The sequence below is a fragment of the Tessaracoccus sp. MC1679 genome (assembly GCF_014164775.1).
Taxonomy (GTDB): domain Bacteria; phylum Actinomycetota; class Actinomycetes; order Propionibacteriales; family Propionibacteriaceae; genus Arachnia.
Map to the genome: position 1 here is coordinate 106,873 of NZ_JACJGB010000003.1, position 12,269 is coordinate 119,141.

Below are 12,269 nucleotides of genomic sequence, written 5' to 3' on the forward strand. Positions count from 1 at the left end.
CCCTATCCTGGGGCCATGAGCAGTGCAGGCGATGGCGGAGTCGAGATCCTCGAGGCGCCCGCGGAGACCCCGTTGACGGTGGGCCAGTGGGTCACCATCGTGTGGGATGACCCCGTGAACCTGATGAGCTACGTCACCTACGTGTTCCAGGAGTACTTCAAGTATCCGCTGGACAAGGCGGAGAAGCTCATGCTGCAGGTGCACAACGAGGGGAAGGCGGTGGTCTCCACAGGCAACCGCGAATCCATGGAGCGAGACGTGCTGGCGATGCAGGGCTACAACCTGTGGGCCTCGATGGAGCAGTCATGACACTGGAACCCGACGACATCGTCTGGGCGTTCGACGGCAACGACGGCCGGGCCGACGGCCTTCGCTCGATGATCGAGCTGTACGTCGCCCAGGTTGTCACGTTGCTGCCCACCGAGAGCGACGACCCGTTCGAGCAGATCGTCTCCGACCTCTCCGACGACCCCACCAACCGGATGCTCGGCAATCCGCGGCTGGTGCGCCTGTTCCCGCCGGCGCTGCCGGACGCCAAGAGCGCCGACGACTTCTGGCGCGACTCGATCCACAGCCAGGCCCGTGCCCGGGTGGCCGCCGCCCGCGCCGTCGCCCAGGACCTCCAGGGTTGGGAAGGCCATGTGCCCGTGGCGTTGGGCCGCGTCGACGACTGGGCGAAGGTGCTCGGCGCGCTGCGCCTCTTCTGGTACACCGAGCTGGCCGGCCCGGAGCGTCTGGCGGAGCCGGACGACGCCGCCGTCGAGTCCGGAGGTCTGCACGACCTCATCGAGTGGCTGGGATTCCTCCTGGACGACCTGATGGAATCGCGCACCACATGCCTGCGGCTGGGCGTCAGCCTGGACCCGATGGACTTCGAGGTGGACGATGACTAGTCAACTCATCGAGCGGCCCATCGGCGTCTTCGACTCGGGCTTCGGCGGCCTCACGGTGATGCGCTCGCTCGTCGAACAGCTGCCCAACGAGGACTTCATCTACCTCGGCGACACGGCGCGGGCCCCCTACGGGCCGCGCTCTATCGCCGAGGTGCGGGCCTTCGCGCTGGAGGGCCTGGACTTCCTCGCCGCCCAGGGCGTGAAGGCACTGGTGATCGCCTGCAACTCCGCTTCCTCGGCGGTGCTGCGGGACGCGCGAGAGCGCTACGACGTGCCCATCACCGAGGTGGTGCTGCCCGCCGCCAGCCGGGCTGTCGCGGCCACCCGCAACGGCAGGGTGGGCGTGGTGGCCACCGAGTCGACGGTGAACTCCCGCTCCTACGACGACGCGTTCGCCATCGCGCCCCACATCACGCTGACCGCCCAGGCCTGCCCGAGGTTCGTCGAGTTCGTCGAGGCGGGCATCACCGGCGGCGACGAGCTCCTGGACGTGGCACGCGAGTATCTCGAGCCCGTGGCCAAGGCCCACGTCGACACGCTGATCCTCGGCTGCACCCACTACCCGCTGCTGAGCGGGGTGATCAGCTATGTGCTCGGCAACGGCGTGACGCTGGTGTCGTCGGCCGAAGCCTGCGCGCAGTCCACCTACTCCCACCTCACCCAGGCCGGCCTGTTGCGGCACCAGCCCCGTGAGGCCACGCGCCGCTTCCTCACCACCGGAGACGCCACGGACTTCCACGGCATCGGGCGGCGTCTACTGGGCAGTTTCGTCACCAATGTCGAGCAGGTGAGCATCGCCGCCGCCACGGTAAGTTAGGCGCCATGACCTTTCGCCGTGCAGATGGACGCGCCCCCGATCAGCTCCGCGAGGTGCGCATCACCCGCAGCTGGCTCGATCACGCCGAGGGATCTGTGCTGGTGGAGTTCGGCCGCACCCGTGTGCTCGTCGCGGCCTCCGTCACCGTCGGCGTCCCACGCTGGCGCAAGGGCTCCGGACTGGGCTGGGTCACGGCCGAGTACGCCATGCTGCCGCGCGCCACGCACACCCGCTCGGACCGGGAATCCGTCAAGGGCCGCCTGGGCGGGCGCACCCATGAGATCTCCCGCCTCATCGGCCGCTCGCTGCGCGCCGTGGTGGACTACAAGGCGCTCGGCGAGAACACCATCGTGCTGGACTGTGACGTGCTGCAGGCAGACGGCGGCACACGCACCGCCGCCATCACGGGCGCCTACGTGGCGCTCGCTGACGCCGTCGAGCACCTGCGCGCCCTCGGGGCGTTGAAGGGGGAGCCGCTGACGGACTCAGTGGCCGCCGTGTCGGTGGGCTTCGACGCCGACGGCGTCGCACTGCTCGATCTTGCCTACGAGGAGGACTCGGCGGCCGGGACCGACATGAACATCGTGATGACCGGGTCCGGGGCCTTCATCGAGGTGCAGGGCACCGCCGAGGGCACCCCGTTCAGCCGCGACGAGCTGGGCACCCTGCTGGACCTGGGCACGGCCGGCTGCGAGGAGCTCACCCGGCTGCAGCGTGAGGCTTTGGCGTGAGGCTCCCCGAGCGGCTGGTGCTGGCCACCAACAACCCGAAGAAGCTGGCGGAGCTGAGGCGCATCCTGGTGTCCGAGGGTGTGGGCGTCGAGGTGCTGGGCCTCGGCGACGTCGGCCGCTACCCGGAGCCGGCGGAGACGGAGCGCACCTTCGAGGGCAACGCGTTCCTCAAGGCCGCTGCCGCCGCTCGCGAGACGGGCCTGATGGCGGTCGCCGACGATTCCGGCCTCGAGGTGGACGAACTCAACGGAATGCCCGGCGTCCGCTCCGCGCGATGGGCGGGCCCAGCCTGCGACGATGAGGACAACAACCAGCTCCTGCTGGCCCAGCTCGACGGGGTGCCCACGGAGCGACGCACGGCGCGGTTCGTCTGCGCGCTGGCCATGGTCTCGCCCGCGGGGGAGCGGAGGATCTGGCACGGCACCATGCCGGGCCGGATCGCTGAGGCGCCCGAGGGGGAGCACGGCTTCGGCTACGATCCGCTGTTCATCCCGGCAGGTCTGGACGTCAGCTCCGCCGAGCTCAGCGCCGAGGAGAAGGACTCCATCAGCCACCGCGGCATCGCCGTGCGCGGATTCGTCGACTACCTCAAGGGTCTCGCGTGAAGCAGTACCTGGACCTCCTGCGCCACGTCACCGACACCGGCGTGGACAAGCCGGACCGCACCGGCACCGGCACCCGGTCCGTGTTCGGCTACCAGATGCGCTTCGATCTGGCAGACGGCTTCCCGCTGCTCACCACCAAGAAGGTGCACACACGGTCGGTGTTCGGCGAGCTGCTCTGGTTCCTCCGCGGCGACACGAACCTGGCCTGGCTGCACGAGAACAACATCACCATCTGGGACGAATGGGCCGACGCCGACGGCAACCTGGGCCCCATCTACGGCTACCAGTGGCGTTCCTGGCCCACGCCGGAGGGTGGCCACATCGACCAGTTGGCGGCCGTCGTCGAGTCCCTCAAGTCCAAGCCGGACTCCCGCCGTCACATCGTCTCGGCGTGGAATGTGGCGGACGTGGAGTCGATGGCCCTGCCGCCGTGCCACATGATGTTCCAGTTCTACGTGGCGCCCGCGGACGACGGCGGCCCCGCGCGGCTCAGCTGCCAGCTGTACCAGCGCTCGGCGGACATCTTCCTCGGCGTGCCGTTCAACATCGCCTCGTACGCCCTGCTCACGCACCTCGTCGCCCAGGTGACCGGGCTGCGCGTGGGGGAGTTCGTGCACACCCTGGGCGACGCTCACATCTACTCCAACCACGTGGACCAGGTGGCCGAGCAGCTGACCCGGGAGCCGCGGCCGCTGCCGAAGCTGCGGCTCAACCCCGAGGTGACCGAGCTGGACGCGTTCACGCTGGCAGACATCGAGGTGGTGGGCTATCACCCGCACCCCGCCATCAAGGCGCCCATCGCCGTGTAGGCGGCTACCCTATCCGTCATGAGCGAACTGCGGCCGTCCTTCCAGGAGCGGGACAGGTATCTCGACCTGCTGTCGACGGCCTACGCCGACGGTCGGCTGGACGAGGCTGAGTTCCAGACTCGCAGCGACGCCGTGCTCGCGGCGGTGACGCACCGCGACGCCATGGCCCAGTTCCAGGGCCTGCCGCAGCCGAACATCGTGCCGGTGCAGGCGCCGCCGGCAGCCTTCCGCCCGGTGGTGCAGCCGCCGCGGGCATTCCAGCCGCAGCCGATCGCCCGACGGGGCCTGATGGCGGGTGCGGTGGGTGTCGCGGCGGTGGTGGGGCTCGGCGCGGCCGGGCTGGTGTTCATGGCCCCTGTCTCCCAAGAGGTCAGCGGAGGGTTCCCGGACCCGGTGTTCGTGCCGGCGCAGTCCCTCCACCAACAGTGGCTCAACGCTGCCCAGGCTCTACGCGATCAGGGCTACGACTCGGTCAGCGAGCTCCGCGTCACCCCTGGACAGGTCACAGGGATGGCGTGGAGGGTCAAGTCACCCGGGCAGGGGGGCGCGTTCGACTGGTATGGCGACGGCACGCTGCAGTACTCGGAGGTCGAAGGCGCACCACCTCCCAGCAGTCTCCTCCTCGAGGAAGCCGAGCTGCTCGTGCTTCAGGCCGAGGACGCGGGGTTGGCGAACCTGCCCGGAGCCCTGGCGCAGGTCGAGTTGGTGTGGCAGGACGGCCGCCCGACAGCCAGGGCCACGGCATTCGAGCCCGACGGCTGGATCCAGGTGGACCAGTCCGGCGAGATCATCGCCCGGGAGGTGCCGTGAGGATCGTGGCGATCGCGGCCGTCGCCGACAACTGGGTGATCGGCTCCGGGGAGGACATGCTGTGGCACATCCCCGAGGACTTCCGCCGCTTCAAGAAGGTCACCACCGGCAACACGCTCATCTTCGGGCGGCGCACCCACGAGCAGATCGGGCTGCTGCCCAACCGGCGGATCATCGTCGTCACCCGCGACCCCGACTGGAGCGACGAGGGCGTCGAGGTGGCGCACTCGATCACCGAGGCCCTGGACCTGGCCGCAGAAACCCCGGAGCGGGTCTGCTTCGTCGGCGGCGGGGCGCAGATCTACGAGGCGGCGTGGCCGTACCTCACCGAGCTGGACATCACCCACGTCAACCAGCAACCCGACGGTGAGGCCCGGTTCCCGGTCATCTCGCCGCGCGAGTGGACTGAGGTCTCCCGCGAGGTGCGGGAAGGCTTCCACTTCTCGCAGTACGTGCCCACCCCGTCGGCCGTCGGCTGATCGGCCGATGGCGCGCCGCATCCTGCACCTTGACCTGGACGCCTTCTTCGCCGCCGTCGAGCAACGCGACAAGCCCAGCCTGCGCGGCAAGGCCGTCGTCGTGGGCGGGGCGGGGCCGCGAGGGGTGGTGGCCACCGCCTCCTACGAGGCTCGCCGGTTCGGGGTGCGCTCCGCGATGTCCGGGGCCGAGGCGCGTCGCCGCGCCCCGAATGCGGCCTTCCTCGGCGGCCGGTTCGAGGCGTACCGGGAGTCCTCGCGGATAGTGATGGCTCTCCTGCGCGAGGTGTCGCCCCTGGTGGAGCCGCTGAGCCTGGACGAGGCGTTCGTGGACCTTGGGCCCTCGGGGTGGGCCGACGACGAGGTGCCCGAGCGAGTCGCCGCGCTGCGGGCCGAGCTCACCGCCCGCACCGAGGGGCTGACCGCCTCCGTGGGGGTGGCGTCGTCGAAGTTCCTGGCCAAGCTCGCCTCGGAGGCGGCCAAGCCCGACGGCGCCCGCATCATGGACCCCGCCGAGGAACTCGATTTCCTGTCCCAGCTGCCGGTGCGATCCATCCCCGGGGTAGGTCCGGCCACCGAACAGAGACTGTCGGCCATCGGCGTGCACACCGTCGTGGACCTGCGGGCCGCGGACAGCGCCGAACTGATCCGTGAGTTGGGTCAGGCCGCCGGTGAAGGCCTGGCCGCGCTCGCCTGGGGCCGCGACACCCGCGCGGTGCAGCCCCAACGTGACCCGAAGTCCATCTCGACGGAGGACACCTTCGCCACCGACCTCACCGACCGAGCCCAGCTGGAGGCGATCCTGCGCCGCGACGCCGCCGCCGTCGCGGGCCGGCTCAGCCGCGCCGGCTACTTCGCGCGCACCGTGACCGTCAAGGTGCGGTTCCCGGACTTCACCACCCGCACCGTGGCCCGAAGCCTGGGAGGTGCCACCGACGCCGTCGACGTCATCACCGTCGCCGGGCTGGAACTGCTCGGAGAGGTGGACGTGCGGGAGGGCGTGCGCTTGCTGGGGATCGGGGTGAGCAACTTCGCCACCTCAGCACAGGAGCGCCTCTTCGGTGATGAGGAGGCCGCATCGACGGTCACGGAGGTGAGCCTCGGCGACGACGTGGGGCTCAGCGGGGTGCGCGGCCGCGGCTTCCATCCCGGGGCGGATGTGGTCCATGACGAGCACGGTCGCGGCTGGGTATGGGGGTCCGGCCTGGGGAGGGTCACGGTGCGGTTCGAGACGCGCACCACGGGTCCGGGACCGATCCGGACGCTGCCCGTCGACGACCCGGGCCTCAGCCCTGCGGGGATCTACGCGCTCCCGCGAGCCGTGGTCGACGACGGGTGACAGGTCAGGGCCGCGCCGGAGGCTGTGTGACCGAGTCTGCCCGGCTCGTGGCCACGTACTGCCTGAGGGTGGCCAGATCCGGGGCGGTGAGTTCACCGTCGGCCTCCTGCACCAGCAGATCGACGTGGCGGTCAGCACGGGCGGCCAGCTCAGCGTCCACCGCCGCCACGCGGATCCTGGCGGCGAGGTCCACCAACGATTCCAGCACGATGCGGGCGTTCAGCGCGTAGGGGCGCAGGTGCTCGAAGGGCATGTCGACGATCTCCGCGGCGCGCACGGGCCTCAGATACAGGCGCGGTGCCCCGTCGTCGTCGACGAGAATGGTGCCGGTGTCGGGCCTCGACACGGCGGTCAGCACCCCGGCGGCCACTTCCTCGACTGCGTTGACCGCCGTGTACGGGTCGTTGGTGCCCGGAGAGAGCGCCCGGACGGCGAGCTCCACCACCTGTTGCTCCGCGAAACGCACGTCCTGCTCCGTCGTCCGGGAGGGGCCGACGTGCACGTGGTCGCGGATCCCGTGCTGCGCCACGTCGACGGCCTCCGCCGGCCACACCAGTGCCAAGGGTTCGTCCTCCATCACCTGGTCCCCGACCCGCTTGAGCAGCCGCACAGAGGTGGCGGTCTGGGTGAGGTCCTCGGCGAGGTCGCGGACGTCGATCCTGGTGAGGTAGCCGGAGCGGCCGAGCGTCGCGACGCCGCCACCCTCGCGGGGCTGATCGAAGTGGTCGACGTGCTCGTCGTCGGGGTCGAGCCAGTTGTCCCTGACCGCGCGGCGGAAGTCGTCGCGGGCACCCTTGACGAGGGCGTCGACCTGGACCGATCCCGCGATGTGGTTGATGAACCAGACGAACAGGAAGACGTCCACCACGCCCAGGGCGATGGCCCCGTTGACGGCGATGTGCGGCACGAAGGCGGACCCGTCGTCGCCCTCGGAGCGGATGGTGCGCAACACCATGAGCGTGTAGACGAACGTGGCCACCAGCACCCCCAGGACGATCTGGTTGTTGCGGTCCCGCATGAAGTTGCGCACCAGACGCGGCCCGTACGTGGTGGAGGTGGTGCTGATCACCGAGATGGTGATGGAGAAGGCGGTGCCCGCGACGCCCAGGAACGACGCGACGGCCGAGAGCAGGGCCCTTGCCCCGTCGACGCCGGTGTCGAACAGGAAGCTCTCCACCACGCCCGGGAGGGGCAGTTGCGCGCGATCGGCCGCTACCAGGAGTTGCGACGCTGCGATCGCGGCGGTGATGAACAGCGCGGGGATGAACCAGAACCGTTGCGGAACGTCAGATAGCCAACTGCGGAGTCTGCCCATATCGGCAGGCTAGTGGAGGGCGCTCCGCCGTGGGAGAGGCCCGCGTCACGGGTCGGTCAGCGACGCCCTAGCTGAAGGCGGACCAGCCCACCATGAACAGCCCGCGCTGGGGCAACCAGAAGTCGCCCAGCGCCTGCTGCTCGGCAAGCGGGGCCGGGACGCCGAGAGAAACCCCGGCCAGCGTCGCTGACGAATCCTCAACCAGCCAGATGCGGCGCGGTCTGGCCACATAGCTCTGTCCATTGGGCGTCCCGCCGATCAGCGCCAGCCGGCCGGTGCGGAGGAAGGCGGAGGCGACCGCCCCCATCATCCGGGAGAACACCTCACCTCGCCACAGCGGATCGGGGAGGGCGTTGCAGGCGGCCGACATCGCCGTCGTCAGGGGAGTGGATCGCAGGGTGATCGTCCAATCGAGGTCCACGGGGTGACCCACATGGACCCGAAGGGTCGAGTCTCCGGTCCAGGCAATCGAGACAGCTGTTTCGAACTCCCCGTCCAGGGCGGCCCCGAAGTACCGGGGGCAGGACTGCTGAGGGGCGACGTTGGCGGCCATCGTCCAGGATCCGGCGGGATCCCTGATCCAGACAGCGTTGTACCCCGGCCCCACCGTCGAGACCGGAAAATGACGAAGGGCGAGGAGGTGCCCCGACGAGAAGGGCTGGCCGACCACGCCGAAACCCGCGAACCGTTCGTCGGTGCCGGCCGGCGGCCTGGCATCCTCAGCCTCAAGTGCGGCAGAACTGGGATCCATGCCTCACTCTACGTCCGGCTCAGGGCGGTTGACCAGAGAGCGACGGGCGTACGCTGGCCGCATGGGAGCGCGCATGTTTACCGCAGTCCTGCCGCCCGCCGGTGTCATCCGTCAGTTGGACACCCTGCTGGAGCCCAGACGCGACGCCGAACCGTCGCTGCGCTGGACCCGCCCCGAGGGGTGGCACATCACCACCTCGTTCATGGGCGAGGTGCCGGAGGAGAACCTCGGGCGGCTGGAGGAGAACCTGGCGGAGCTGGTGGCCCGGACGCGGCCGTTCGACGTGGAGCTCGTCGGCGGCATCGCTTTCCCCGATCCGGCCAGGTCCCGGGTGCTCGGCCTCGCGGCGGCCACCCCGGACGACCGGTTGGCGTCGCTGTCGGCGAGCTGCCGGGCCGCCGCCAGCAGGGCTGGGGTCGCGGCGGACGGCGCCCGGTTCGTCGGACACCTGACCCTGGCCCGGCACAACCGCGGGCTGCTCGCCGTGCGTTGGCTCGAAGTGTTCGACTCCTTTCCCAGCTGGCGTTGGGTGGCCGACGAGTTGTGCCTGGTGGAGTCGCACCCGGGCGCGCGCTATGTGGTCGCGGAGAGGTTCCCGCTGGGCGGGAAGCCGACGGGTCCCCTAGACTGAACGGCGCCCCCGACAGGGCGAGCCGAAGTGGTGGAATTGGTAGACACGCAGGATTTAGGTTCCTGTGCCCTCGGGCGTGCGGGTTCAAGTCCCGTCTTCGGTACCGCGCAGGTGCGATGATCCCACCCGCCTTCAGCCTCGTCTCCGCCCAGTGCGATAGTGGGCGGGTTCCACTCCGCTCGTCTCACTGGAGGACCTCATGTTCGTCGCCACACCCGTCACCCCCGATGGCCACTCCGCACCGTCCTGGGGCAAGGCGCACTGGATCGGCGTCGCGGAGGTCACCGATGGCGAGGTCACGTCGTGGCGGATCGACGAGGTGGCCTGGGATATGTCCCACGACGCCGGCACCCACGGCTCGCACCACGCGCGCATCGTGCGCTTCCTCAAGGACCAGTCGATCAGCGCCGTCGTGGTGGATCACATGGGGGAGGGGATGGTGCGCGTCATGAACACGATGGGTATCCCCATCCTCTCGGCCACTCCTGGCGACGCCCGCGTCTCCATCCTGAAGGCTCTGGAGGCCGCCAGTACCACCGCCCCCTGAGGAGGGCCGCCCGCACCACCGCTCCCTGAGGAGGGCCGCCCGCGGAGCGTGGCCTGTCCCCATCGCTCCCTGAGGAGGCGCGCCGCCGAAGGCGCGGGTGCCGTCTCGAAGGGTTGTGACTACCACCTTCACGCAGTTTTTGTGGTCGGGTGTGGTGAGCCGTGAGCCGATGCCCATGCGGCCGATGTCCATGTTCTTGAGGTCGTCACGGCCAGGGTTTGTGGTCGGGTTGTTGAGGCCGCCCGGGCGTCGTCTCGCGTCTCCCCGCACTCGCCCTGCTTGTGGCGTTGCCTGTTCCCGGGTGCGGCTCGGTAGGGCGGCGTTGGGGGTTGGGTGTGCTTGGGCGGGATGCCGGTTGGGCGATCCTCGGGTTGGGCACCGCTGCGCAGTGCCGCCCTGCCGTCCCCCACCCTGGCTCTCAGGGGAGGGTTCTCGACCTGAACATCAATCCCTGACTGAGTCCGCTGCCCTGCACTCGTGAGCGGGTCGTCGGGCCCTGGTGAACCAGCGGGCTGACCTCTAGCCGGCGGAAGCCCAGACGGCGGAGCTGCGGCCGATGAGTTCGTCGAGGTCCGGCGCACGGCGCTCAGGCACGACCGGCGAGACCGAGTCAGGCAGCCGGGGTCGGGTGGGCAGGGTGGTCCCGCGACGCGGGGTGTGAGTTGCTGCAGCCGGTGGCGTTGATGCTGCCTCGGCCTGCGCGCCGGATCGATGTGCCGGGGTGGGGTGAACCAGGGCATACCTGTGGCGGGGTCGAGGTGGACCTGCCATTGGGATTCTTCGGATTGGAGGGGGTCGGGTTCGACGAGGCGGTGGTGGAATGGGCAGAGCAACACGCCGTTGGCGAGGCATGTTGCGCCGCCTTGCCACCACGGAATGATGTGATGCGCCTCACAGCAGGCCGGTGTTGCGGCACAGCCGGGGAACACACAGCCCTGATCCCGCTCGACGAGTGCGGCCCGGAGGGCGGGGGTGAACATGCGATGCGTGCGGCCCACGTCCAGTGGCCGCGATGGGGTGCCCAGCATCATCGGGATCAGGCGCGCGTCGCAGGCCAGGCGGCGGGCCTCCCCCGCCGACAAACCATCGACCCCGCCGGAGCCGAGGACGCTGACTTCACCCAGCCCGGTGGTGAGGGTGTCGTAGTTGAGGGTGATGTGGACCTGGGGCCGGTCCACCCCATGCGAGGGGAGGGTGCCGCCACTGGCGGCGTGCTGGGTCAGCAGCACCAGGGCGTCGGCGCGGCGCGCGCCGCGGCTCGGGGTCTCGCCGGTGGTGCCGTAGGTGGAGGCGGCTGGCATCAGGGCGTCGAGTTGGGCGGTGAGGAGGGCGGCGTCGGCGACGGGGAGTTGGCCGGTGATCCGCATCGACCCGTGGAAATCGGGAGACAGGTGCAGGAACCTGTCGCGCCGCGCGGCGGTCTCTTCCCGGGCCAGACGTGTCGCGTCGTCGGCATCTGAGTGGTCGGGGTCGATCACCTCGACCAGCCGCGATGCCAGGATGCGTAGCTCTCCGGGGCCGAGGGTGTCGGCGTGGGCGAGGATCAGTTCCTGGCATTCGATCAGCTGGGCGCGGGTCAGGCGCGCCGGGAGTTTCCGCAGCCCGGCGACGATCGCTTCCGCCTGCGCCACCGACACTGAGCCTTCACTCAACGCGGCGCCGATCAGCGGGAACCGGTCCCCCAAATCCTGCGCGAGGGGCAGTGTCGCGGTGGCTTGGGCGGGGGTGGTGCGCACCGACTGCCGCACCCCGTCGATCACCGCGTCCGCGGCGGAGAGCTTGGCTTCGTGGAGGAGGTGCAGACGGAGTCCGGCCAGTTGGGCTTCGGCCTCACTGATGGAGTCCATCAGCCCGGCCAGGCGTTGCATCGCGATCTGGTCTGCGCCGATGGATGCGGCGGCGTCCCAGAGGGCGGCGATGTATCGCTGTCCCAGGTCTGCCACCGTCTCGCTCATGTGAACAATTCTGTCACCGGCCACTGACAGAAACGGGCCCAGAACCCCGCCCCTGCAGAAGAAATTCAGGCAATTTCTGGTTGTCTCTGGGAGCATGCCGCGTAGGTCGAGGCCAGGAAGTGACATGCCTTGTCAACCGACAGTTGAGTCGGTTCGAGAGCATCCGTGGTTCCCGATGTGAACACTTGGTCGGGGCCTGCTCGACGGTCGGGTTGGCTTCGACGCGGGCTGCGCCGCTACGCGGCTTTGCCCGGCTCACCCAGCTGTCGGAATGGGGCGGGTTGGCCACGACGGAGGTTGCGCCCTCCGCGGGCAAGTTCGAGCACGGAGGGTCCCGCGCCTGACAGGTAAGGGTGGGGGACGGCAGGGCGGCACTGCGCAGCGGTGCCCAACCCGACGATCACCCAGCTGGCATCCCGCTCAAGCAGACCCAACCTCAACGCCGCCCTGCCGGCCCGCACCCGGGACCTGGCAACGCCACAGGCATGACGAGTGCGGGGAGACGGGAGACGATGCCCGGGCGGCCTCAACACCCCAGCCACCAACCAGACCAGCAGTCGACAACGGGACTCTGGACAACGGCCGCCCGG

Annotated in this window: 14 protein-coding genes and 1 tRNA gene; 12 read left to right on the forward strand and 3 right to left on the reverse strand. The window is 69.9% G+C overall.

Translation table 11 applies throughout. The features are described from left to right. Positions 1-15 precede the first annotated feature (15 nt). The 9 genes from clpS to H5398_RS05860 are packed head-to-tail and all read left to right on the forward strand — an operon-like array spanning position 16 to position 6,480. Positions 16-309: an ATP-dependent Clp protease adapter ClpS gene (gene clpS / locus H5398_RS05820; protein WP_182784762.1), complete on the forward strand. Its 294-nt coding sequence runs from the start codon at positions 16-18 to the stop codon at positions 307-309. Further along, on the forward strand, positions 306-893 hold the full coding sequence (locus H5398_RS05825; protein WP_182799347.1) for a DUF2017 family protein: 588 nt from the start codon (positions 306-308) through the stop codon (positions 891-893). Before clpS ends, H5398_RS05825 begins: the two co-directional genes overlap by 4 nt. Then, positions 886-1,710, forward strand: coding sequence for a glutamate racemase (gene murI / locus H5398_RS05830; RefSeq protein ID WP_182784766.1), 825 nt, complete (start codon positions 886-888; stop codon positions 1,708-1,710). The genes H5398_RS05825 and murI overlap by 8 nt, the downstream gene beginning before the upstream one ends. 5 nt (positions 1,711-1,715) lie before the next feature. Next, on the forward strand, positions 1,716-2,441 hold the full coding sequence (gene rph / locus H5398_RS05835; protein ID WP_182799348.1) for a ribonuclease PH: 726 nt from the start codon (positions 1,716-1,718) through the stop codon (positions 2,439-2,441). Further along, on the forward strand, positions 2,438-3,046 hold the full coding sequence (gene rdgB, locus H5398_RS05840; RefSeq protein ID WP_182784770.1) for an RdgB/HAM1 family non-canonical purine NTP pyrophosphatase: 609 nt from the start codon (positions 2,438-2,440) through the stop codon (positions 3,044-3,046). The genes rph and rdgB overlap by 4 nt, the downstream gene beginning before the upstream one ends. Beyond that, the gene (locus tag H5398_RS05845; protein ID WP_182784772.1) at positions 3,043-3,855 is read left to right on the forward strand and encodes a thymidylate synthase; all 813 of its coding nucleotides are present in this window, start codon (positions 3,043-3,045) and stop codon (positions 3,853-3,855) included. The genes rdgB and H5398_RS05845 overlap by 4 nt, the downstream gene beginning before the upstream one ends. Positions 3,856-3,873: 18 nt before the next feature. Next, positions 3,874-4,665 (forward strand): DUF1707 domain-containing protein, encoded by a 792-nt coding sequence (locus tag H5398_RS05850; protein ID WP_182799349.1) that lies wholly within the window; start codon positions 3,874-3,876, stop codon positions 4,663-4,665. Further along, entirely contained in the window at positions 4,662-5,144 is a 483-nt protein-coding gene (locus H5398_RS05855) for a dihydrofolate reductase (RefSeq protein ID WP_182799350.1), read from the forward strand. Before H5398_RS05850 ends, H5398_RS05855 begins: the two co-directional genes overlap by 4 nt. A 7-nt stretch (positions 5,145-5,151) precedes the next feature. Then, positions 5,152-6,480: a DNA polymerase IV gene (locus H5398_RS05860; RefSeq protein WP_182799351.1), complete on the forward strand. Its 1,329-nt coding sequence runs from the start codon at positions 5,152-5,154 to the stop codon at positions 6,478-6,480. Positions 6,481-6,484: 4 nt separating this feature from the next. On the opposite strand, the gene H5398_RS05865 is transcribed toward H5398_RS05860, so the two are convergent. Then, positions 6,485-7,795 (reverse strand): DUF2254 domain-containing protein, encoded by a 1,311-nt coding sequence (locus H5398_RS05865; protein ID WP_182799352.1) that lies wholly within the window; start codon positions 7,793-7,795, stop codon positions 6,485-6,487. Positions 7,796-7,862: 67 nt separating this feature from the next. After that, a complete protein-coding gene (locus tag H5398_RS05870) occupies positions 7,863-8,546 on the reverse strand; it encodes a hypothetical protein (RefSeq protein ID WP_182799353.1) in 684 nt (227 codons plus the stop codon). A 73-nt stretch (positions 8,547-8,619) separates the two neighbouring features. Here H5398_RS05870 and thpR point away from each other — a divergent pair, with 73 nt between their 5' ends. The 3 genes from thpR to H5398_RS05885 all read left to right on the forward strand — a co-directional run bounded on the left by thpR (position 8,620) and on the right by H5398_RS05885 (position 9,724). Next, the gene (gene thpR / locus H5398_RS05875; RefSeq protein ID WP_182799354.1) at positions 8,620-9,177 is read left to right on the forward strand and encodes an RNA 2',3'-cyclic phosphodiesterase; all 558 of its coding nucleotides are present in this window, start codon (positions 8,620-8,622) and stop codon (positions 9,175-9,177) included. Positions 9,178-9,198: 21 nt separating this feature from the next. Next, positions 9,199-9,280, forward strand: a tRNA-Leu gene (locus H5398_RS05880). 96 nt (positions 9,281-9,376) lie between these two features. Then, positions 9,377-9,724, forward strand: coding sequence for a NifB/NifX family molybdenum-iron cluster-binding protein (locus H5398_RS05885; protein ID WP_182799355.1), 348 nt, complete (start codon positions 9,377-9,379; stop codon positions 9,722-9,724). Between the two features lie 128 nt (positions 9,725-9,852). Here the strand turns inward: H5398_RS05885 and H5398_RS05890 are convergent, their stop codons facing one another. Further along, the gene (locus tag H5398_RS05890; RefSeq protein WP_182799356.1) at positions 9,853-11,679 is read right to left on the reverse strand and encodes an HNH endonuclease signature motif containing protein; all 1,827 of its coding nucleotides are present in this window, start codon (positions 11,677-11,679) and stop codon (positions 9,853-9,855) included. Positions 11,680-12,269 lie beyond the last annotated feature (590 nt).

What these genes read in the sequence shown, in the direction of transcription:
- H5398_RS05860 (WP_182799351.1), top strand. Translation starts at nt 5,152, where the DNA reads ATGGCGCGCCGCATCCTGCACCTTGACCTGGACGCCTTCTTCGCCGCC.
- clpS (WP_182784762.1), top strand. Translation starts at nt 16, where the DNA reads ATGAGCAGTGCAGGCGATGGCGGAGTCGAGATCCTCGAGGCGCCCGCG.
- H5398_RS05865 (WP_182799352.1), bottom strand. Translation starts at nt 7,795, where the DNA reads ATGGGCAGACTCCGCAGTTGGCTATCTGACGTTCCGCAACGGTTCTGG.
- rph (WP_182799348.1), top strand. Translation starts at nt 1,716, where the DNA reads ATGACCTTTCGCCGTGCAGATGGACGCGCCCCCGATCAGCTCCGCGAG.
- H5398_RS05885 (WP_182799355.1), top strand. Translation starts at nt 9,377, where the DNA reads ATGTTCGTCGCCACACCCGTCACCCCCGATGGCCACTCCGCACCGTCC.
- H5398_RS05870 (WP_182799353.1), bottom strand. Translation starts at nt 8,546, where the DNA reads ATGGATCCCAGTTCTGCCGCACTTGAGGCTGAGGATGCCAGGCCGCCG.
- H5398_RS05850 (WP_182799349.1), top strand. Translation starts at nt 3,874, where the DNA reads ATGAGCGAACTGCGGCCGTCCTTCCAGGAGCGGGACAGGTATCTCGAC.
- H5398_RS05890 (WP_182799356.1), bottom strand. Translation starts at nt 11,679, where the DNA reads ATGAGCGAGACGGTGGCAGACCTGGGACAGCGATACATCGCCGCCCTC.
- H5398_RS05825 (WP_182799347.1), top strand. Translation starts at nt 306, where the DNA reads ATGACACTGGAACCCGACGACATCGTCTGGGCGTTCGACGGCAACGAC.
- thpR (WP_182799354.1), top strand. Translation starts at nt 8,620, where the DNA reads ATGTTTACCGCAGTCCTGCCGCCCGCCGGTGTCATCCGTCAGTTGGAC.
- murI (WP_182784766.1), top strand. Translation starts at nt 886, where the DNA reads ATGACTAGTCAACTCATCGAGCGGCCCATCGGCGTCTTCGACTCGGGC.